This window comes from Streptococcus cristatus (genome assembly GCF_963529205.1).
In the GTDB taxonomy this organism is placed as follows: domain Bacteria; phylum Bacillota; class Bacilli; order Lactobacillales; family Streptococcaceae; genus Streptococcus; species Streptococcus cristatus_O.
Genome location: NZ_CAURYF010000005.1, coordinates 54,037 through 75,594 on the forward strand (window position 1 = coordinate 54,037; position 21,558 = coordinate 75,594).

24 protein-coding genes and 1 pseudogene are annotated in these 21,558 nt (G+C 43.8%); 24 read left to right on the top strand and 1 reads right to left on the bottom strand.

Features of this window, described 5'->3' with window-relative positions; genetic code table 11:
• Positions 1 to 70 precede the first annotated feature (70 nt).
• From RWS39_RS02260 to RWS39_RS02325, 14 genes and pseudogenes are all read left to right on the top strand, one after another.
• Entirely contained in the window at positions 71 to 541 is a 471-nt protein-coding gene (locus RWS39_RS02260) for a DUF3013 family protein (protein WP_314480014.1), read from the top strand.
• A gap of 9 nt (positions 542 to 550) precedes the next feature.
• Positions 551 to 1,003: an NUDIX hydrolase gene (locus tag RWS39_RS02265; RefSeq protein ID WP_314480017.1), complete on the top strand. Its 453-nt coding sequence runs from the start codon at positions 551 to 553 to the stop codon at positions 1,001 to 1,003.
• A pseudogene (locus tag RWS39_RS02270) lies at positions 1,000 to 1,469 on the top strand (GNAT family N-acetyltransferase). The gene RWS39_RS02265 and the pseudogene RWS39_RS02270 overlap by 4 nt, the downstream one beginning before the upstream one ends.
• A 142-nt stretch (positions 1,470 to 1,611) precedes the next feature.
• Positions 1,612 to 2,565, top strand: a complete 954-nt coding sequence (gene prmA / locus RWS39_RS02275) for a 50S ribosomal protein L11 methyltransferase (protein WP_314480058.1) — start codon at positions 1,612 to 1,614, stop codon at positions 2,563 to 2,565.
• Positions 2,566 to 3,309: a 16S rRNA (uracil(1498)-N(3))-methyltransferase gene (locus RWS39_RS02280; RefSeq protein WP_314480020.1), complete on the top strand. Its 744-nt coding sequence runs from the start codon at positions 2,566 to 2,568 to the stop codon at positions 3,307 to 3,309.
• A gap of 169 nt (positions 3,310 to 3,478) precedes the next feature.
• Positions 3,479 to 4,168, top strand: a complete 690-nt coding sequence (locus RWS39_RS02285; protein WP_223368198.1) for a gamma-glutamyl-gamma-aminobutyrate hydrolase family protein — start codon at positions 3,479 to 3,481, stop codon at positions 4,166 to 4,168.
• A 253-nt stretch (positions 4,169 to 4,421) separates the two neighbouring features.
• Complete coding sequence (locus tag RWS39_RS02290; protein WP_223368199.1) at positions 4,422 to 4,871, top strand: 8-oxo-dGTP diphosphatase; 450 nt, start codon at positions 4,422 to 4,424, stop codon at positions 4,869 to 4,871.
• Positions 4,872 to 4,956: 85 nt separating this feature from the next.
• Positions 4,957 to 5,400, top strand: coding sequence for a dUTP diphosphatase (locus RWS39_RS02295; protein ID WP_314480027.1), 444 nt, complete (start codon positions 4,957 to 4,959; stop codon positions 5,398 to 5,400).
• Between the two features lies 1 nt (position 5,401).
• A complete protein-coding gene (locus RWS39_RS02300; protein ID WP_314480030.1) occupies positions 5,402 to 5,917 on the top strand; it encodes a histidine phosphatase family protein in 516 nt (171 codons plus the stop codon).
• A 10-nt stretch (positions 5,918 to 5,927) separates the two neighbouring features.
• Positions 5,928 to 7,295: a DNA repair protein RadA gene (radA, locus tag RWS39_RS02305; protein WP_125372609.1), complete on the top strand. Its 1,368-nt coding sequence runs from the start codon at positions 5,928 to 5,930 to the stop codon at positions 7,293 to 7,295.
• Between the two features lie 73 nt (positions 7,296 to 7,368).
• Entirely contained in the window at positions 7,369 to 8,064 is a 696-nt protein-coding gene (locus RWS39_RS02310; RefSeq protein ID WP_005591607.1) for a TIGR00266 family protein, read from the top strand.
• Between the two features lie 167 nt (positions 8,065 to 8,231).
• Positions 8,232 to 8,726, top strand: a complete 495-nt coding sequence (locus RWS39_RS02315) for a beta-class carbonic anhydrase (protein WP_314480034.1) — start codon at positions 8,232 to 8,234, stop codon at positions 8,724 to 8,726.
• 102 nt (positions 8,727 to 8,828) lie between these two features.
• Complete coding sequence (locus RWS39_RS02320) at positions 8,829 to 9,695, top strand: ABC transporter permease (RefSeq protein ID WP_314480037.1); 867 nt, start codon at positions 8,829 to 8,831, stop codon at positions 9,693 to 9,695.
• On the top strand, positions 9,692 to 10,450 hold the full coding sequence (locus tag RWS39_RS02325) for an ABC transporter ATP-binding protein (protein WP_005591610.1): 759 nt from the start codon (positions 9,692 to 9,694) through the stop codon (positions 10,448 to 10,450). The genes RWS39_RS02320 and RWS39_RS02325 overlap by 4 nt, the downstream gene beginning before the upstream one ends.
• A 197-nt stretch (positions 10,451 to 10,647) precedes the next feature.
• Here RWS39_RS02325 and RWS39_RS02330 read toward each other — a convergent pair whose 3' ends face one another.
• Complete coding sequence (locus RWS39_RS02330; RefSeq protein WP_062123317.1) at positions 10,648 to 12,129, bottom strand: M protein trans-acting positive regulator PRD domain-containing protein; 1,482 nt, start codon at positions 12,127 to 12,129, stop codon at positions 10,648 to 10,650.
• A 270-nt stretch (positions 12,130 to 12,399) separates the two neighbouring features.
• On the opposite strand from RWS39_RS02330, the gene RWS39_RS02335 reads away from it, so the two are divergent.
• The 10 genes from RWS39_RS02335 (at position 12,400) to RWS39_RS02380 (ending at position 21,482) form a co-directional block, all read left to right on the top strand.
• A complete protein-coding gene (locus RWS39_RS02335) occupies positions 12,400 to 12,639 on the top strand; it encodes a GlsB/YeaQ/YmgE family stress response membrane protein (protein ID WP_015605856.1) in 240 nt (79 codons plus the stop codon).
• Between the two features lie 45 nt (positions 12,640 to 12,684).
• Positions 12,685 to 13,251 (top strand): alkaline shock response membrane anchor protein AmaP, encoded by a 567-nt coding sequence (gene amaP, locus RWS39_RS02340; protein WP_048766148.1) that lies wholly within the window; start codon positions 12,685 to 12,687, stop codon positions 13,249 to 13,251.
• Positions 13,252 to 13,263: 12 nt separating this feature from the next.
• Complete coding sequence (locus RWS39_RS02345) at positions 13,264 to 13,437, top strand: DUF2273 domain-containing protein (protein ID WP_005591614.1); 174 nt, start codon at positions 13,264 to 13,266, stop codon at positions 13,435 to 13,437.
• Between the two features lie 13 nt (positions 13,438 to 13,450).
• Entirely contained in the window at positions 13,451 to 14,050 is a 600-nt protein-coding gene (locus RWS39_RS02350; RefSeq protein WP_062123314.1) for an Asp23/Gls24 family envelope stress response protein, read from the top strand.
• 34 nt (positions 14,051 to 14,084) lie between these two features.
• On the top strand, positions 14,085 to 14,291 hold the full coding sequence (locus tag RWS39_RS02355) for a CsbD family protein (RefSeq protein WP_005591616.1): 207 nt from the start codon (positions 14,085 to 14,087) through the stop codon (positions 14,289 to 14,291).
• A 769-nt stretch (positions 14,292 to 15,060) separates the two neighbouring features.
• Complete coding sequence (locus tag RWS39_RS02360) at positions 15,061 to 16,098, top strand: zinc-binding dehydrogenase (RefSeq protein ID WP_223368206.1); 1,038 nt, start codon at positions 15,061 to 15,063, stop codon at positions 16,096 to 16,098.
• A 462-nt stretch (positions 16,099 to 16,560) separates the two neighbouring features.
• The gene (locus RWS39_RS02365) at positions 16,561 to 18,228 is read left to right on the top strand and encodes a ribonuclease J (RefSeq protein ID WP_125445995.1); all 1,668 of its coding nucleotides are present in this window, start codon (positions 16,561 to 16,563) and stop codon (positions 18,226 to 18,228) included.
• Positions 18,229 to 18,388: 160 nt separating this feature from the next.
• Positions 18,389 to 19,168 (top strand): alpha/beta hydrolase, encoded by a 780-nt coding sequence (locus RWS39_RS02370; RefSeq protein WP_125445996.1) that lies wholly within the window; start codon positions 18,389 to 18,391, stop codon positions 19,166 to 19,168.
• Between the two features lie 111 nt (positions 19,169 to 19,279).
• Positions 19,280 to 20,737 (top strand): glutamate--tRNA ligase, encoded by a 1,458-nt coding sequence (gene gltX, locus RWS39_RS02375; RefSeq protein ID WP_125445997.1) that lies wholly within the window; start codon positions 19,280 to 19,282, stop codon positions 20,735 to 20,737.
• A gap of 97 nt (positions 20,738 to 20,834) precedes the next feature.
• Positions 20,835 to 21,482 (top strand): DUF6287 domain-containing protein, encoded by a 648-nt coding sequence (locus tag RWS39_RS02380; protein WP_125445998.1) that lies wholly within the window; start codon positions 20,835 to 20,837, stop codon positions 21,480 to 21,482.
• The last annotated feature ends 76 nt before the right edge of the window (positions 21,483 to 21,558 follow it).

The window sequence follows — 21,558 nt, forward strand, 5'->3', positions numbered from 1 at the left end:
AGTGTTTTTCTTGGATTTTTGTGTTACTATTGTAGATAGTAATATTTTATCACAATGAAAAGAGGAAATCATGGCTAAGTACGGTTTTTTGGAGATATTGGACGAGGAAATGGGGAAGAGCTTTCCTTTTGACTATGAGATAAACTGGGACAAGAAGAATCACGCAGTGGAAGTGGCCTTTCTCCTTGAGGTGCAAAATCCAGGCGGGATTGAGACGGTTGATGCTAAGGGAAATGCCTCGGCTGAGGATATTTACTTTGAGGAAGCTGTGCTTTTCTACAATCCAGTCAAGTCTCGTTTTGAGGCAGAGGACTATCTGGCAGCCCTGCCCTATGAGCCTAAGAAGGGCCTGTCACGGGAGTTTCTGGCTTATTTCGTGGATTTCCTAACCCAAACGGCTGAGTCTGGTCTCGATGCACTTATGGACTTCTTAGCAGACCCAGAGGCGGCAGAGTTTGAGATAGCTTGGAATGCTGAGGCTTTTGAAAATGGTAGAGCGGATTTGACTGAGACAGAATTTTATTCATATACGAGGTATTAGGAGGCGCTGATGGCGGATGCAGAAGGACTAGATTTGCTGCACAAACAGATGGAGTTTTCTGGTTGCAAGATTGCCTTGCTCTGTGATGATAAGCTGTTGACTATCTTGCGAGACGATATTTCAACCATTCCTTGGCCCAATATGTGGGAGCTGCCAGGCGGTGGCCGCGAGGACGAGGAGACTCCTTTTGAATGTGTTCAAAGAGAAGTTTTCGAAGAACTTGGTTTGAATCTTGAAGAAACGGCTATTGTCTGGGCTAAGGAATATCAAGGAATGCTTGATCCAGACAAAACCTCTATTTTTATGGTGGGAACTATCACTCAGGAAGATTTTGCCAGTATCGCCTTTGGCGATGAGGGGCAGGCTTATCAGATGATGGATGTGAGCCAGTTTTTAGCAGATGAAAAGGTTATTCCGCAGCTGCAGGACAGGTTGAGCGATTATTTGGAGGTGCGAGCATGATTCATATTGAGCGGGCGGGAGCTGAGGATTTAGAGACCATTATTGCCATTCAGCGAGCGAGTTTTAAGGCTGTTTATGAAAAATATCAGGATCAATACGACCCCTATCTGGAGGAGCGAGAGCGGATTCGCTGGAAGCTGGTTGAGCGGCCCAATAGTTTTTATTATTTTGTCAAAGACGACGAGAAGATTCTTGGCTTTATTCGCTTGAATACAAATGACGAACAGACAGCAGGCTGGATTGGAACCGTAGCGATTTTGCCTCAGTACCAGATAAAGGATATGGTTCTGAAGGCCTTGGTCTGATTGAGGAGAAATTCTCCACCGTTATCAGATGGGATTTGTGTACGGTTTTCCAGGATAAAGGTATGGTAGCTTTTTATGAGAAAAATGGCTACCGACAGACTCATACTGAGCCCGAAAAAGAGGGCATGGATATGGTCTACATGACGAAGACAATGAAATAAACAAAGAAAGGATTGTTCAGTTAAATTTCTAAACTGAACCCGCCCTAAACACTGTTCCAAAAGTTAAGGTTCTCTTAGACGCAAACGTCGTCAGAGAATTTCCTATTTTGGCTTTGTGTTTTACGGGCTTGGTATTTTAATGATGGAAACTTGGCAGGAATTAACGATTGAAGTGAAGCGGGAGGCGGAGGAAGCAGCCTCGAACATTCTGATTGAGCTGGGCAGTCAGGGGGTGGCTATCGATGACAGCGCTGATTATCTGGGACAGGTTGACCGGTATGGTGAGCTTTTTCCAGAAGTTGAGCAGAGCGAGCGGGTCAAGATTACCGGCTACTACCCGGATTCGGTGGATATAGAGGCTGTTGCAGCCCAGGCCAATGAGCGACTAGCTGAGCTGGATGGCTTCGGCTTGGAGACGGGAGATATTCAGCTGACCCGGCAGGAACTGGCTGAGGAAGACTGGGCGGACAACTGGAAGAAATACTTTGAGCCAGCTCGTATCACCCATGCCTTGACAATTGTGCCGTCCTGGACGGACTACGAGGCGACAGCTGGTGAGAAGATTATCAAGCTGGATCCTGGCATGGCCTTCGGTACAGGCACTCACCCGACGACCAAGATGAGCCTCTTTGCGCTGGAGCAGGTCTTGCGAGGCGGAGAAACGGTGCTGGATGTAGGCACGGGCAGCGGCGTCCTCTCCATTGCCAGCTCTCTCTTAGGTGCTAAGGACATCTACGCCTATGATTTAGACGAGGTGGCGGTGCGCGTGGCGCAGGAAAATATTGAGCTCAATCCAGGTATGGAGAACATCCACGTAGCGCCAGGGGATCTTCTCCGAGGTGTGGAAATCAAGGCGGATGTCATAGTTGCCAATATCTTGGCCGATATTCTCATCCATCTGACCGAGGATGCCTACCGTCTGGTCAAGGATGAGGGCTATCTGATTATGAGTGGGATTATTTCTGAGAAGTGGGAAATGGTGTGCGAGTCAGCAGAAGCGGCAGGATTTTTCCTGGAAACGCATATGATTCAGGGCGAATGGAATGCCTGTGTCTTTAAGAAAACGCAGGACATTTCAGGCGTGATAGGTGGTTAGATGCAGCAGTATTTTATAAAAGGAAGTCATCAGTCTCCTTTGGTGGTCACAGATAAGGACACGGCCAAACACATGTTTTCAGTCATGCGGCTCAAAGAGGGCGACCAAGTCACACTGGTCTTTGATGATGGCGTGAAACGGCTGGCGCGAGTGCTAGACCCAGCCCAGCAGAGCTTGGAAATCTTGGAGGAGCTAGCGGACAATACCGAGTTGCCGGTTCAAGTGACCATTGCTTCAGGCTTTCCCAAGGGCGATAAGTTGGAATTTATCACCCAGAAGGCAACGGAGCTGGGGGCGAATGCTATCTGGGCCTTTCCGGCTGACTGGTCGGTAGCCAAGTGGGATGGCAAAAAACTGGCTAAAAAGAGTGAAAAGCTGGAGAAGATTGCTCAGGGAGCAGCTGAGCAGAGTAAGCGCAATCTGATACCAGAGGTTCGGCTCTTTGATAAACAGGCCGACTTTCTGGCGGCCTTGGCAGACTTTGACCGCATCATTGTAGCCTATGAGGAAGCAGCCAAGGAAGGTGAAGCTGCTGCTCTAGTTCAGGCTGTGAAAGGCTTGACCAAGGGAGACAAACTGCTCTTCATCTTCGGACCAGAAGGTGGTCTATCGCCAGATGAAATAGCAGCCTTTGGCCAAGCAGGCGCTGTCTCAGCAGGTCTAGGCCCACGGATCCTGCGGGCTGAAACCGCTCCGCTTTATGCCTTGACCGCAGTCAGTGTCATGCTTGAATTAGAAAAATGAAATCAGCGGACTTTTGCTCATTTTTTCTTGTCTGTCGCTACTATATCCCTTTTTGTGGAAAACTGTTCTTGACATAAAAAATTTTTATGGCCAGCTTAAAAAAATACTATTGGACGGCTGAGAGGTGGAATGGTAAGATATTCTATATCAAGTTAAGGAGGGATCATCTATGTGCAGAACAATTGTTGGAGTGTCAGCTAATCTTTGTCCAGTGGATCAGGCGGGCAAAAACATTCATTCATCTGTATCCTGCAAATTTGCCGAAAGCATCAAGCTGGTCGGCGGTCTGCCGATGGTGATTCCTGTTGGGGATAAAAGTCTGGTCAAGGACTATATAGAAACCATTGATAAGCTCATTCTATCAGGTGGTCAAAATGTTCATCCGCAGTTTTACGGAGAGGAAAAGGCCATTGATAGCGATGATTACAATCTGGCTCGGGATGAGTTTGAGCTAGCACTCTTAAAGGAGGCTATTCGTCAGGGTAAGCCAGTCTTGGCTATCTGCCGTGGTCTGCAGTTGGTCAATGTCGCTTTTGGTGGCACGCTTAATCAGCAGATTGACAATCATTGGCAGGGGCAACCATTTGGGACTTCGCACTCTATTCGTACAGAGAAAGATAGCGTTGTGGAGCGCTTATTTGGTCAGGCCAGCCAGATTAATTCTGTCCATCGCCAAAGCATCAAGGACTTGGCACCCAATTTTCGAGCTACCGCCTTTGACCCAAGGGACAATACCATCGAAGCGATTGAGGCTGTGGATGGCAGCCGCATCATCGGCCTTCAGTGGCATCCAGAGTTTTTGATCAACGAAGAAAAGGGCAATTTAGAGCTATTTCAATATCTTTTGCAAGAATTATAAAATCTGAAATTATTTTTAGCTAATTTTAAGATAAGCTTTATATAATATAACCATCAAATGAAGACCTCCTAACTTTATTTGATGAAATCCTAAAACTTTTCTTTTTCATAATAATCTCCCTATAAGAACCGCCCAATCGGCGGTTTTTTGCTGGAAGGGCTGAGAAATCTGGATTTTCATCAAATTCAGGTCTTTTATGTTATAATGAGTCACAGGAGGCCGATCGAATCGGCCGGTAGATGGAGGTGCAGAGATGTCACGAGCGGAGCGAGTTATTTTAACAAATATGTGTATGGTTTACGATGGAGACCGCATTTTAGTGCAAAATAAAGTAAATGATGATTGGACGGGCCTATGCTTTCCGGGCGGCCATGTTGAACATCGTGAGTCCTTTGTCAAATCAGTGATACGGGAAATCAAGGAAGAAACAGGCCTGACCATCTATGAGCCTCGCTTGTGTGGTGTCAAGCAGTTTTACACTGAAAAAGATGAGCGCTATATCGTTTTTCTTTACAAGACCAATCGTTTTGAGGGAGAACTGGTCTCATCCGAAGAAGGCGAGGTATTCTGGATTGACCGCAAAGACCTTGACCGCTACTCACTGGCTGTGAGTTTTAAGGAAATGTATCAGGTTTTCACGTCAGATTTGACGGAGCAGTTTACCTATCTAGAGGATGGAAAGGTCGTCAAAGATTTATACTAAGGAGAACCGCCCAATCGGCGGTTTTTTTGCTTGTTTTTTGCGAATTTAGTATAATAGGGACAGCAAAAATAGAAAAGAGAAATGTATGAAAATTCGTGGATTTGAGCTGGTTTCCAGCTTTTCAAATGAAGATTTGCTGCCCAAGAGAGAGACGGCTCACGCAGCGGGCTATGATTTGAAAGTGGCAGAGCGCACCATCATTGCGCCAGGGGAGATTAAGCTGGTTCCGACTGGTGTCAAGGCCTATATGCAGCCTGGCGAGGTGCTTTATCTCTATGACCGCTCGTCTAATCCTCGTAAAAAAGGCTTGGTCTTGATTAACTCCGTTGGGGTTATTGACGGCGACTACTATGGTAATCCTGGAAACGAAGGGCATATTTTTGCTCAGATGCAAAATATCACAGACCAAGAGGTTGTACTGGAAGTGGGCGACCGCATTGTGCAGGCTGTTTTTGCACCATTTTTGATTGCGGATGGGGATGTAGCCGAGGGTGTGCGGACCGGCGGATTTGGCTCTACTGGGCATTGAGATGAAAGTGATTTTTGTGCGCCACGGTGAGCCTGATTACCATGAGTTAGAGGAGCGTTCTTATACTGGCTTTGGTCTGGATTTGGCGCCTTTATCTGAGCAGGGAAGACGGCAGGCTCAGGAACTTTGCCAGCATCCTTTACTGCGTTCAGCTGATTTGCTGGTGTCTTCTGCAGTGACGCGAGCTTTAGAAACGGCATCTTATGTGGCTTGTGCCACTGGCCTTCCTTTGAGAGTGGAGCCTTTGCTACACGAATGGCAGGTCTATGAACTGGGAATGGAGAATTTTGAAAAAGCTCGAAGCCTGTTTTTAGAAAATGATGGAGTCTTGCTCCCCAGTAGTCCTATTCAGTATGAGACAGCTGAGCAGATGAAGTCTCGTTTTATAGACTGCATGGCAAAGTATCGAGATTACCAGACAGTAGTCCTTGTAGCTCATCGTATGCTCATCCGTCAGTTTGTGCCAGATGAAACCATTGATTTTTGCCAAGTGATTGAATGTGAGATAGAGATATAGAAAGAGGTTTATCATCGCTAAGAAAAAGACGACCTTTGTCTGTCAAAATTGTGAATACCATTCGCCCAAGTACCTAGGCCGCTGTCCCAACTGCGGCTCTTGGTCTTCTTTTGTTGAGGAAGTAGAAGCTGTAGAGGTCAAGCATGCCCGTGTTTCCTTGACAGGCGAAAAGACCCGGCCCATGAAGCTGGCTGAGGTCACTTCGATTGATGTCAACCGGACCAAGACAGAAATGGACGAGTTCAATCGTGTGCTGGGTGGTGGAGTAGTGCCGGGCAGTCTGGTCCTGATTGGCGGAGATCCCGGTATCGGGAAGTCCACTCTGCTTCTGCAAGTATCCACCCAGCTTTCTCATCAGGGCACCGTCCTTTATGTCAGCGGGGAGGAATCAGCTGAGCAGATTAAGCTGCGGGCGGAACGCCTCGGTGATATTGACAGTGAATTTTATCTCTACGCCGAGACCAATATGCAAAATATCCGCACGGAGATTGAGAAAATCAAGCCAGATTTTTTGATTATAGACTCTATACAGACGGTGATGTCGCCGGAAATTTCCAGTGTTCAAGGCTCTGTTTCTCAGGTCCGCGAGGTGACGGCTGAGCTTATGCAGCTGGCTAAGACCAATAATATCGCGACCTTTATCGTTGGTCACATGACCAAGGAAGGAACCTTAGCTGGCCCCCGAACGCTAGAGCACATGGTGGACACAGTGCTTTATTTTGAGGGCGAGCGCCAGCACACTTTCCGTATTTTACGGGCAGTTAAAAATCGCTTTGGCTCAACCAATGAGATCGGCATTTTTGAGATGCAATCTGGCGGGCTAGTCGAGGTGCTCAACCCCAGTGAAGTCTTTCTGGAAGAACGGCTGGACGGGGCGACAGGCTCTTCCATCGTTGTGACCATGGAAGGGACGCGGCCGATTTTGGCAGAGGTGCAGGCTTTGGTGACACCGACCATGTTCGGCAATGCCAAGCGAACCACGACTGGACTGGACTTTAACCGAGCCAGCCTCATCATGGCGGTTCTGGAAAAGAGGGCTGGCCTCCTTCTGCAAAATCAAGATGCCTACCTCAAGTCAGCTGGCGGTGTCAAGCTAGATGAGCCAGCGATTGATTTGGCGGTAGCGGTCGCCATTGCTTCCAGTTACAAGGATCTGCCGACTAATCCTCAAGAGTGCTTTATCGGTGAAATCGGCCTGACTGGCGAAATCCGTCGGGTTAACCGTATCGAGCAACGCATCAACGAAGCGGCAAAATTGGGCTTCACCAAGATTTATGCTCCCAAAAACTCTCTGAACGGCCTCAAGGTGCCAGACAATATCCAAGTCATCGGTGTGACAACGATTGGGGAAGTCTTGAAAAAAGTCTTTGCTGGATAATTTTCTTTGTTTTAGATTGCAAAAATATTTTATTATTGCTATAATTTTCTTAAAAAACAAGGAGGGAACTCTTATGCAATTTTCCATGGATAGCAACATGCAATTTCCACTCGTTGACCTCTACCTCAATCAAGGAGAGACAGTCTTTATCCAGCGTGGCAGTATGGTCTATCACACGCCTAATGTAACCTTGAACACTCAACTCAATGCTAACGGTTCGGGTTTGGGACGCTTTGTTAAGGCAGTCGGCCGTTCCATGGTGTCCGGTGAAAGTACCTTCATCACCCAAGCTGTCGCCCAGTCCGATAACGGTTTTCTAGCTTTAGCACCAGAAGTTCCCGGCCAAGTTATTCCTCTCTATCTGGGAGAAAAGCAGTACCGGCTCAATGACGGTGCCTTTCTGGCTCTGGATGGTACAGCTTACTATACGATGGAGCGCCAGTCTGTTGGCAAGGCAATATTTGGCGGTCAAGGTGGCCTCTTCGTCATGACGACTCAAGGTCAGGGCACTCTCTTGGCCAATGCCTACGGATCGATTAGGAAAATTGAACTAAATAACCAAGAAGTAACCATTGACAATGCCCATGTCGTAGCTTGGAGTCAGTCTTTGGATTATAATATCCATCTAGAAAATGGTTTCTGGCAGTCTATCGGAACGGGAGAGGGAGTTGTCAACACCTTCCGAGGTACCGGGGAAATCTATGTTCAAAGTCTCAATCTTCAAAGCTTTGCGGGCTCACTCAGTCGCTATATCGCAAAAGGTTCATAGAAAGGTGTGGATGAATTTCCGCACCTTTTTTGCATTTTTATTTCATTTTTTTGTAAAAAACGGACATTTTTGCTTTATAGGGGGTTAAAAACTGACAAAATAGGTAAAAGATGATAAGATGGTAAGAAATAATTTGAATATCAAATAAATTCTAGTAAGGGGAAAGAATGTCCTATTTTGAAAATTTTATGAAGGCCAATCAAGCCTATGTGGACCTGCATGGGACCTCCCACCTGCCGATTAAGCCCAAGACCAAGGTGGCAATCGTGACCTGCATGGACTCTAGGCTACACGTGGCTCAGGCTCTGGGCTTGGCGCTGGGAGATGCTCATATCTTGCGCAACGCTGGCGGTCGGGTGACGGAGGACATGATTCGCTCGCTGGTCATCTCTCAGCAGCAGATGGGTACGCGGGAAATTGTAGTCTTGCACCATACGGATTGTGGCGCACAGACTTTTAAAAATGAAGAATTTACTACTTTTCTCAATCAAGAGCTGGGCGTTGATGTCAGAGGTCAGGATTTCCTTCCTTTTACAGATGTGGAGGAAAGTGTGCGGGAAGATGTGGATCTTCTCCGCCAATCACCATTAATCCCAGATGATGTGGAGATCTCAGGAGCAGTGTATGACGTGGATACAGGACGGATGACTGTCGTTCAGTAATTAGCTAGGAAAGCCAATTTATCTGTCGGTATTTCGGCATTGAAATTGGCTGCTTTTTTGTGTTAAAATAGAATACGATTTTAATTTAGTTAGGACAATAAGATGATTCTTTCCATTATTTCACAAGGTCTGGTCTGGGCCATTTTGGGTCTGGGGATTTTCATGACTTTTCGAATTTTGAATTTTCCAGATATGACGACTGAAGGTTCCTTTCCTCTAGGTGGGGCGGTAGCCGTCACTTTAATCACCAAAGGGGTGAACCCTTTCTTGGCAACGGTGGCTGCGGTATTGGCAGGCTGTCTGGCAGGTTTGGCGACTGGGCTTCTCTATACCAAGGGCAAGATTCCGACCCTGCTGTCAGGGATTTTGGTCATGACCTCTTGTCATTCCATCATGCTCATGATTATGGGGCGGGCCAATCTAGGTTTGCTGGGAACTCGGCAGATTCAGGACTTTTTGCCCTTCTCTGGGGAAATCAATAATCTCCTGACAGGCTTGATTTTTGTCAGTTTGGTTATTGTCGCTCTGCTCTTTTTCCTAGATACCAAGCTGGGGCAGGCCTACATCGCAACTGGGGACAATCTTGATATGGCGCGTAGTTTCGGTATCAATACTGGCCGCATGGAATTGATGGGCATGATCTTGTCTAATGGCGTCATTGCCTTGTCTGGTGCTCTGATTGCCCAGCAGGAAGGCTATGCGGATGTGTCCCGCGGGATTGGGGTTATCGTCGTCGGATTGGCCAGTCTGATTATCGGGGAAGTGCTTTTTAGGGGTCTGACCTTGGCTGAACGCCTGATTACCATTGTAGTTGGCGCCATTGCTTATCAATTTCTGATTTGGGGTGTCATCGCTCTTGGCTTCAACACGAGCTATCTCCGTCTCTACAGTGCGGTTATCTTGGCGATCTGCCTCATGATTCCAACCTTGAAAAATAAATTCTTTAAAGGAGCTAAGTTAAGCAAATGACAGCGATTGTAGAATTAAAAAATGCCAGCAAGCGGGTCAATAACGGCTTTGATGAAGAAAAGGTCATCCTAAACGATGTGTCGCTGGAGATTCATGAGCATGATTTTATCACGATTTTGGGCGGCAATGGAGCAGGGAAGTCAACTCTTTTTAATGTGATTGCCGGAACGCTCTCTCTGAGCAGCGGCAGCATTTATATCTTGGGCGAAAATGTGACCAACTTTTCACCTGAAAAGAGAGCCAAATATCTGTCGCGGGTCTTCCAAGATCCCAAGATGGGAACGGCTCCTCGGATGACAGTGGCGGAAAACCTGCTGATTGCCAAGTTTCGTGGTGAATCGCGCGGTCTAGTCCCTCGTCGGCTGAATAGCTATCGGCAGGAGTTTCAGGAGACGATTGATAAGATTGGCAATGGTCTGGAAAAACACTTGGATACGCCGATTGAGTTTCTCTCTGGTGGTCAGAGACAGGCTTTGAGTCTGCTCATGGCGACCCTCAAACGCCCAGAACTGCTTCTCTTGGACGAGCATACAGCAGCGCTGGATCCCAAGACAAGTGTGGCCCTTATGGAGTTAACTGATGACTTTGTCCGCAGAGACCAGCTGACAGCCCTCATGATTACCCATCACATGGAGGATGCTCTCAAATACGGCAACCGTCTGATTGTCATGAAGGAAGGGCAAATCATTCAAGATCTCAAGCAAGAAGAAAAAGCCAAGATGACCATAGCGGACTACTATGGCTTGTTTGAATAGGCTTGCCTAGAGTTTTGTAAAAACAAGAGAAAGCATACGTACTAAATAATGTACTGCTACCACAAAGTTAGACAATTAATGTTCAAAAGGCCCTGGTTCTCTGTTAAATAGGACTAGGTCCTTTTTCTTCAAATTGCCCTAATAGATGAATAAAAACCGCTAGATTGCGGTTTTTTTTGTTATCAAAATAGTCTAAATCACTCATCTAAGCGAATAAACATCATTGCGTTAAGCATGGAGATGAGCGCGACCGTATTAATATTATTGGAATAGATCAGTCTCTTGTTCTCAATGGGGGGAATAATAAAATTAGAAATGATGATATCGTAAGGTGATTCTTTTAAAGAATCAATTGATAATTCTAATTTATTCCAAACTTCAAGTTCAAAATTATTACTGCAATAATAAGAAAGTGTCTCTGCTACAGATCTTGCATGATGCTGATCAAAATTACTCATGACTAAAACCTTTAATTTAGGCTGATTTTGTAAAAGATTCAGCACTAAATGTTTGCTGTGAGTGATAAAAGTATAAGATAGATGATTGACTTTCATTGAATTATTATCGATACCAAGAGTATCTAGATAATGTTCAATTCCTTTTTTAATATCTGAAACAAATTGAGGGAAAATATTTTGAAAGCTCTTGATTGTATTCCCTTTTTGATCAAACAGAATAAATTCTGTAGATAGTTCCTGACGGTGCAGATGTGCTGTATTATGCAAATGCCAAATAAGATTGTCATTATTGTCAATTTTAAGATTATATTTGCTTTCTATCTGAACAATTAAATCACTTAATAATTTATACGAATTTTTTACATAGCTGTCTGTTTTTGCGCAGCTCATAAATAAATTTTCATCAATGAAAAACATTTTTTGAAAATAGGAGACAAATAGTTGACCTATCACTTCTTTATTCAAAGAGATATGATATTCAGAATCAAAGCTCGCTACAATGTCTTCGATTCCTTCTGCCTGCATAAAAGATTCTAACAATTGATTGTTAAAAGAATTTTTCTCAACTTCCAAGAAATGACCAAACTTTATTCGGTATAAATTCGTAACAAGGAGCAACTTTAACATTCGTTGAGTTGCGAAATTGACTGGAAAGGCAGTTTCTTTATAGACCAGTGCTAACAGCTTACACAAAGGTTCTACTGAAAAATCTTCAAATGGCCATTCAAGGAAATAATATTTCTCTGAAAAATACTGGGCAAAAAAGTAACGGATATCGATCTCATTTCCAATGATTCGAGCAGGATTGAGACCAATTTTAAAATTATATTGTTTTTTTATGATTTTGTTAATATGACTGATTATACGATAGAGTGAGGAAGAGCTTATATAAAACTCTTTACAAATATTCTCAGTTTCATATTCTTCGTTAAAGAAGATGAATTCTAAAATTGAAAAATGGATTGAATGCTTAAAAAAATGGTGATAGACCATCTCAATATCACTATCATCAGTATTAATGATACGTATGCCATTAGTGGACGAGTGAAAAATCAATTGAGGAAAAGAGGACTTAACATGGGATAAATCATCTTTTACTGAACGTTCTGTACAATTTAATAGTTCAGCCAGTTCAGAAATATGAAACCAGCGTTTGTTTTTAAATAGTAGTTCTAATAGCTCTAATTGCCTGTGGCTCTTTTTAGACAGTAATTCTCGCATTAAAATATTATCTTTCTTTATATAGTGTTTTTATTATCAGGAAATTATACCATATTTTTATACATTTAACCTCGTTTAACAACTCTAAAATATATCTAAAAATGCTTGTAAAAGCCTATAGAACAAGGAATTCTTATCTTTTTGTATCTATAGTACAGATAAACGGTAAGAAAACCAAGCTGAATTATTATGTTTCCAAGTTGGAAAATTATATAATTATATTAATCAAAAATAATATTAAATAATTTTGATTTAGAAAGGAGAATCACTATGTTGTGGTCAATTATTATCGGTGGGCTTATTGGTCTGGTTGCTGGATCAATAACAAAAAAAGGCGGTTCTATGGGAATTGTCGCCAACGTTGTTGCAGGTTTAGTTGGTTCAGCTGTTGGTCAGTCTCTTTTAGGAACTTGGGGACCTAGTTTGGCTGGCATGGCTTTGATTCCTTCTATCATCGGCGCAGTTATTGTAGTTGCAGTTGTATCGTTTTTTGTAGGAAAGAAAGCATAGAATTGCTTTTTGTACAAATATAATTTAATGATGAAAGGATTCAATATGTCAAAATCAAGAAAAATACTTTCCCTTATTTTCTGTATTTTAATCTTGACGATTTTGATTCCTGTTTTACTAGATTTTCATAAAGTTAGCGGTTTAGGCCTCCAGTTATTCACTTGGAAAAAGATTCCTTTTGTAGGATACTATCTATCTAGATATGTTTTCTGGGGGACACTGGTTTTAGCAAGCTTAATATTGTTGCTGATGTTAGTGATACTTTTTTATCCTAAGAGACGTTTGGAAATTCAGTTAGCTGATGCGGATGGTAAACTAATGCTGAAAAATTCAGCGATAGAAGGATTTGTTCGTAGTCTGGTGATAGACCATGATTTTATTAAAGATCCTACAGTTTCCGTAAATAGCCGGAAAAACAAATGTATGGTTTCTGTTAAAGGAGCAATTGTTCCGTCAGAAAACATCATCAAAAGAAGTCAGTTGATTCAAGAAGAAATTGCTACTGGATTAACAGAATTCTTCGGTCTCAATCATGATGTCAAGCTTGAAATCTCTGTATCAGATTTCAAACCAAAATCGCAGGCTAAAAAAAATACTAGTCGTGTAAAGTAAGGAAGTACCAAAATGGAATGGTTTAAAAAATATCAATATCTAATCCTATCTGGATTAGCGGGCGGTGTTCTAGCCTGCTTTATCCTATCCTTTGGCTTCTTTAAGACACTATTTGTCTTGATTTGCGCTGCCATAGGAGCAGGAATCGGATATTATATACAACAAAAAAATATATTAAATAAATAATAAGGAGTTTCTTATGTCAAATACAAATAAAGATTTTAAAGATGTTGCTAAAAAGGAAGTTGCGCAAGCAACTCATGAAGTAAAAGGTGAATTGACTTACGAAGATAAAGTCATTCAAAAAATCATTGGTCTCTCTTTAGAGAAAGTTTCAGGTTTGCTAGCTGTTGATGGTGGCTTCTTCTCTAATTTAGCAGATAAATTGATTAACACTGATAACGTAACGAATGGTGTTAATGTTGAAGTTGGGAAAGAACAAGTGGCTGTTGACTTGAACGTAGTAGTGGAATATCAAAAGAATGTTCCTGCCTTGTACAAGGAAATTAAAGATGTTGTTGTGGCGGAAGTTTCTAAGATGACTGATTTGGAAGTTGTTGAAGTAAATGTCAATGTTGTTGATATTAAAACGAAAGAACAACATGAAGCTGACTCAGTTAGCCTTCAAGATCGAGTGACAGATGTTGCTGAATCAACAGGCGAATTCGCTTCAGAGCAATTCGAAAAAGCAAAATCTGGTCTTAGCGGTAGTTTTTCAGCCGTTCAAGAAAAAGTTGGTGAAGGTGTAGAAGCTGTTAAAGATGCTGCTTCATCAAGTGAAAAAGCTCGCGTACATTAATTAAAAACAAAAAGAAATAAAGGAGGACATAGTTATGTCAACAGAAGAAAAATTCAACCAAGCTAAAGGCGCTGTCAAAGAAGGTGTTGGGAAAGTAATCGGTGACGAAAAACTTGAAAAAGAAGGAGCAGCTGAAAAAGTTGTTTCTAAAGTCAAAGAAGTTGCTGAAGATGCAAAAGATGCAGTTGAAGGCGCTATTGAAGGTGTTAAAAACATGCTTCATAAAGACGACGAAAAATAAGTCTAATAGCTGATTTCCTTTTTAAAAAGCCTTATTAACTATAGCAATTTATAGGAATCATCTACAGCCTAAAGGGGACCTTATTGAAAGGTCTCCTTTCCTTTTTATATTCATTCTTTTATGTTAAAATATTTTCAACTTCTATAGTGTAAACGCTTGCAATCTTTTGCTAGGAGGAGTATAATATGAGTAAAGATAGGGAAAGGAAAAACTTCATTTCGCATTCGATTTGCTTTGCTGATATATTTATTTGTAACATATAAGTCGTTGCTTTACTGGACTATTGGTTAAATCATTGGGTAGGCCTGCTTAGCCTATCTGATTATGACAGTGGGATAGAAAGTAGAAGCTTTTAGATGGTTTTCAGTCTTCGAGATGTTAACCGATAGTTACTTTGTGATTAATATTTCTAATGCTAAGATAAAAGAAAATCATTAGCGCTTAAAGGAATTAAAAATTTAATAAATTAAAGAATCAACAATCAATTGTTAGTCAGTTCCGAATAGGATAAACTGATTGCTCCCATATCAGCAAGGTAAGTCAGACCTCTAGCCGAGTCAAGCTAGAGGTCATTTTGATGGATTCAGGCCGTTGTTGGAGGAGTCCGGCTTTACTTAGTGAGGACTAAGAAAGCAGCTTTTAAAAAGCGATGAGGTAGGGCATTAGCGCTTGCTGGAGAAGAAAATGTCCCCACAGCTCTTTTGGCTTTTTTAGTTTATCTACCTGAAAAGTGGTATAATATAGTTAGCAAAACACAAGGAGAAATGCAATGAAATCAGCAGTTTATCTCAAGGCTGGTCAAGTTGGACTAGTAGAAATGGATCATCCGCAAATTCTAGACCCAGATGATGCCATTATCCGCATTGTTCGTACCTGTGTCTGTGGCTCTGACCTGTGGAGTTATCGAAATGAGCAGCTGAAGCCTGGGCGCATGAACAGTGGACACGAGGCAATCGGGATTGTCGAGGAAGTCGGTGATGCAGTAACGACTGTGAAAGCAGGCGATTTTGTCATTGCTCCATTTACCCATGGATGTGGGGACTGCGACGCTTGCCGGGCGGGATATGACGGGACTTGTGACCGGCATATTGGCAATAACTGGTCAGATGGGGTGCAAGCGGAATATATGCGCTTCGAATACGCCAACTGGGCTTTGGTGAAAATTCCGGGTCGGCCAGCAGATTATTCAGAAGGGATGCTTAAGTCCTTCTTGGCGCTGGCTGATGTCATGCCGACAGGCTATCATGCGGCGCGTGTGGCAGATGTGAAAGCAGGCGACAAGGTAGTTGTTATCGGGGATGGGGCTGTTGGGCAATGCGCTGTTATCGCAGCTAAGATGCGGGGAGCTTCCCAAATCGTCCTCATGAGCCGTCATGAAGACCGACAAAAGATGGCGCTTGAATCAGGAGCGACAGCAGTGGTCGCTGAGCGTGGTGAAGAAGGCATTGCCAAGGTGCGCGAAATCCTCGGTGGCGGAGCCGACGCTGCGCTTGAATGTGTCGGAACAGAAGCGGCCGTTGACCAAGCCCTTGGTGTCCTCCATAATGGTGGACGATTAGGCTTTGTTGGTGTTCCTCATTGCGAAAAGCATCCGATTGGTTCCACCTTTGCTCAAAATATCACAGTGGCAGGTGGTGCAGCCTCTGTCACAACCTACGACAAGCAAGTCTTGCTGAAAGCAGTCCTTGATGGCGACATCAATCCAGGCTGCGTCTTTACTTCCAGCTATAAACTGGAAGAGATTGACCAAGCCTATAAAGATATGGATGAGCGGAAGACTATTAAGTCGTTGATTGTCTTTGACTAAGGTTTGTCAAGAGTATCATGCTAGGGGATGTTAAAGGCACTCAAAGGAATTTGGAATTCTGAGATATCAGTAAAACGATTTGCAAGGATTAGGACAGGATTTTCAGTTTTCCACAAATTATAGAAGAAAGAGTGGCTTTTTAGGAAGTCGGAAAGGAGGCGTTGCTAGCGTCTTCTTTTTTTGCTATAGTGGAGCTAGAGAAGAGATTGACTAGAGCGCAGCTACACTTTTAATCAGGAAGAAGTGGCCAGAGACTTGCTGTATCAAATACCTATTCTTAGATGTCTAGCTTGCTCTATGAGTTTCCTTTGTTTTGAAAAAAGCGTGAAAAAATGCTATAATGACTAAGATGTGCAAACTTTGTTTGCAAAACTGTAATTCGACTTGGCTTGCCAAGGACCGTTAGTAATAAAATCAAGGAATCTTTGATAAAGGAGATTCTAAAATCGAATAGGAGTAAAAATGAGTAAAAGCACTATTAAGCTGATTACTTTGGGCGGCGTGCGCGAGAATGGGAAAAACCTCTACGTCGCCGAAGTGGATGATTCCATTTTTGTATTGGATGCTGGGCTCAAGTACCCAGAAAATGAGCAGTTGGGAGTAGATGTCGTCATTCCCAATATGGATTATTTGTTTGAAAACAAAGACCGAATTGCAGGTGTCTTTCTAACCCACGGTCATGCGGATGCCATCGGTGCACTACCTTATCTTTTGACAGAAGCCAAGGTACCGGTTTTCGGTTCGGAGTTGACGATTGAGCTAGCCAAGCTCTTTGTTAAAAGCAATGACGCCGTGAAGAAGTTCAATGATTTTCATGTTATCGATGAAAATACCGAGATTGAATTTGGCGAAACGGTTGTCTCTTTCTTCCGGACGACCCACTCGATTCCAGAGAGTCTGGGAATCGTTGTCAAGACGCGTGAAGGCAATATTGTTTATACGGGAGATTTCAAGTTTGACCAATCTGCCAGCGAATCTTATGCGACAGATTTCGTCCGTTTGGCTGAGATTGGCCGTGAGGGTGTTTTAGCTCTCCTGAGTGATTCAGCAAACGCTGATAGCACAGTGCAAGTGGCTAGTGAGAGCGAGGTTGGCCGTGAAATTACGGACACGATTTCGGATTGGGATGGCCGTGTCATCGTAGCAGCGGTTGCTAGCAACCTGTCTCGGATCCAACAGGTTTTTGAAGCTGCGGCAGAAACAGGTCGTCGCGTTGTTTTGACAGGCTTTGATATTGAAAATATCGTCCGTACGGCTATCCGCCTCAAGAAATTATCCTTGGCGGATGAACGCCTTTTGATCAAGCCTAAGGAAATGTCTAAGTTTGAAGACCATGAGCTGATTATCCTGGAGACGGGTCGGATGGGCGAGCCCATTAACGGTCTGCGCAAGATGTCCATCGGTCGTCACCGCTATGTAGAAATCAAAGACGGAGACTTGGTTTACATCGTTACAACGCCATCTATTGCCAAGGAAGCAGTCGTAGCGCGTGTGGAAAACATGATTTACCAAGCTGGTGGCGTGGTCAAGCTGATTACCCAAAATTTGCGTGTATCTGGCCATGCCAATGCGCGTGATTTGCAGCTCATGCTCAACTTACTGCAACCCAAGTACCTCTTCCCGATTCAGGGAGAGTATCGTGGTCTGGACGCCCATGCCAAGGCAGCCATGGAAGTTGGGATTTTACCAGAAAATATCTTGATACCTAAGCGTGGCAGCATCATGGCTTATGAAAATGGCGACTTTGTACCAGCTGGAGCAGTGTCAGCAGGCGATGTCATGATTGATGGGAATGCCATCGGTGATGTGGGCAATATCGTCCTGCGTGACCGCAAGGTCTTGTCTGAAGATGGGATCTTCATCGTGGCCCTTACAGTCAATCGTAAGGAGAAGAAAATTATTTCTAAAGCCAAGGTTCATACTCGAGGATTTGTCTATGTCAAGAAGAGCCGTGATATCTTACGAGAGAGCACTGACCTGATCAATAAGACAGTGGAAGACTATCTGGCTCAGGATAACTTTGACTGGGGCGAACTTAAGGGAACAGTTCGTGATAGTTTGGCCAAGTTCCTCTTCGAACAAACCAAACGACGGCCGGCTATTCTTCCAGTTGTCATGGAAGTTCGCTAGAGTCACTCGAGGGAGCAACTTTCCCAGTATTTTGCAGAGAGAAAGTCGAATATCGGCTTTTTCTTATCTTTTGGCGGTCGCAGAACAGGCTTTGCTTTCAGAGTGTGGCTGGCTGTGCTGCCTGGTCAAGAACAGTAGTTTATACAAGAGGAGAAAAAAGATGGCAGTGATGCAGATAGAATATTATTCAGAAGCCTTGGAGATGGAGTGGGGAGTCAATGTCCTCTATCCAGATGCGTCGCGCGTGGAAAAGCCAGATGATACGGATATTCCTGTTTTGTATCTGCTTCATGGTATGAACGGTAATCACAATAGCTGGCTTAAGCGCTCAAATATCGAACGTCTGGTTCGCTCGACTAACTTGATTGTTGTCATGCCGAATACCAGCAATGGCTGGTACACCGATACTCAATACGGTTTTAACTATTACGAGGCTATCGCTGAAGAGCTGCCACGGGTGCTCAAGCGCTTTTTCCCCAATATGTCTGACAAGCGGGAGAAGAATTTTATCGCTGGTCTTTCCATGGGCGGATACGGAGCCTTTAAGCTGGCTCTCAAGTCTAACCGTTTTTCATGCGCAGCTAGTCTTTCAGGGGCTTTGAGTTTTCTTGATAGTCATCCAGATGATGTTGAAATAGCAACACCAGCCTACTGGCGAGGGATTTTTGGAGACTATAAAGACTGGACCAGCAGTCCTCATTCGCTGGAGAACATAGCCAAGCAATCTGATAAAAAGACCAAGCTTTGGGCATGGTGCGGTGAAGAGGATTTTCTCTACGAGGCCAATCAGGTGGCTGTGAAAAATCTGCAAGACTTGGGCTTGGATATTACTTACAGCCACAGTCCAGGTACGCATGAGTGGTACTACTGGGAAAAGCATATGGAGCAGGTTTTAGCTTGGCTACCAATTGACTTTGTCCTCGAAGAAAGACTGTCTTAAAAAATCATACGATTCAGCGGATTCTGGGTCGAGAATGTGATATAATAATAACGTTTGAATACGAAAGCAGGAGCGAGATATCCCTGCTATTCCCAAATAGGAGATCGAAAATTGACAAAAGATATTCGAGTGCGTTATGCACCAAGTCCAACAGGACTTTTACACATCGGAAATGCGCGTACGGCGCTCTTTAACTACCTCTATGCTCGTCATCATGGCGGAACTTTTATCATCCGTATCGAAGATACTGACCGCAAGCGCCATGTTGAGGATGGTGAACGTTCACAGCTTGAAAACCTTCGTTGGTTGGGCATGGACTGGGATGAAAGTCCAGAAACACATGAAAACTACCGCCAATCAGAGCGTTTGGAATTGTATCAGAAATACATCGACCAACTACTAGCTGAAGGCAAGGCTTACAACTCTTACGTTACAGAAGAAGAATTGGCTGCTGAGCGCGAGCGCCAAGAAGCAGCTGGTGAAACACCTCGCTACATCAACGAATACCTTGGCATGAGCGAAGATGAAAAGGCAGCTTACATCGCAGAGCGTGAAGCAGCGGGCATCATTCCAACGGTTCGTCTGGCTGTCAATGAAGCTGGTATCTACAAGTGGACGGACATGGTCAAAGGCGATATTGAGTTTGAAGGTGGCAATATTGGTGGTGACTGGGTGATCCAAAAGAAAGATGGTTACCCAACTTACAACTTTGCCGTTGTCATCGATGACCATGACATGCAAATTTCCCATGTTATCCGTGGTGACGACCATATTGCCAATACACCAAAACAGCTTATGGTTTATGAAGCGCTTGGTTGGGAAGCGCCAGAGTTCGGTCACATGACCCTGATTATCAACTCTGAAACGGGTAAAAAATTGTCTAAACGCGATACCAACACTCTCCAGTTTATTGAAGATTACCGTAAAAAGGGCTACCTACCAGAAGCAGTCTTTAACTTTATCGCACTTCTTGGTTGGAATCCTGGTGGGGAAGACGAAATCTTCTCTCGTGAAGAACTCATCAAACTCTTCAATGAAAACCGCCTCAGCAAGTCTCCAGCGGCCTTTGACCAGAAAAAGATGGACTGGATGAGCAATGACTACATCAAGAGAGCAGAACTTGCTACTATCTTTGAAATGGCCAAACCATACTTGGAAGAAGCAGGACGCTTGACCGACAAGGCTGAGAAAATGGTAGAACTCTACAAACCACAAATGAAGTCAGTGGATGAGATTGTGCCATTGACAGACCTTTTCTTCTCAGATTTCCCAGAATTGACGGAAGCAGAGAAAGAAGTGATGGCCGGCGAAACTGTACCTGTGGTGTTGGAAGCTTTCAAAGCAAAACTGGAAGCAATGACAGATGAAGAATTTGTGACAGAAAACATCTTCCCACAAATCAAAGCAGTCCAAAAAGAAACAGGTATCAAGGGCAAGAACCTCTTCATGCCAATCCGTATCGCTGTTTCTGGCGAAATGCACGGTCCAGAGTTGCCAGATACGATTTACCTATTAGGTCGTGAAAAATCTATCCAGCATATCGACAATATGTTGAAAAAAATTCAATAAGATAAACCAGCTTTCGAGCTGGTTTTTGCTTTCTAAAAAGCTGTATTTATGTTACAATAATGTTACAAGAACAGGAAAATATTGCGAGGTGCTAAAGATGAAAAAATGGATGATTCTCTTGGCTGGAACTCTGGTGGCATCGTCTGTGTTAATGGCCTGCGGTCAAAAGAAAGACCAGCCGACTTCGCCTTCTAGTAGTTCTAAGGTCAGCTCAACTAGCTCGGCTCCTTCCAAAAAGTCTGAGACGCGCAAAAGTTCGACAGAGCTTTCTACCGAAACAAGTAGTTCGGACACTTCTATTTCTAGCAGTCAGGAAAACAGTCAAGAACCTTCGGAGCCAGCAACTAAGGAGTCTTCTGCTAAGTCAGAAAGCAAGGAAGAAAGAGAACCTGCCGCTACCTCTAGTTTAGATATGCAGGCCATTGCTTCTGGGGACTTTTCTAGCATGGCTGGTACTTGGCGGGATGCCAATGGCGTCACTTATACATTTGATGCCAAGGGACTTGTATCAGATGTTGCCAAGTTGGAGCTGGTTTACGCTGGTCTGGATGAAAATGGAATTTATCGCACAAATATTCGTTGGCATAATCTTACAGGTGCTGCCCTGTCTATTATTCCAGCAGGGAAAAAGCTGCCAGCAGGAGAGACTGTTAGCGGGCAGGATCCGACTGACAGCAGTCGAGATCGCTTCATCATTGCCCAAGGTATCTCAGAGCACCCAGACGTTTTTTACCGTGTAAAATGAGAGTGGGGCACGTTAGAATTTGATTTCGTCGTCCCACCTCCGCACAGTTGAGTAGGGCTATAAAAGCTGATGCAAT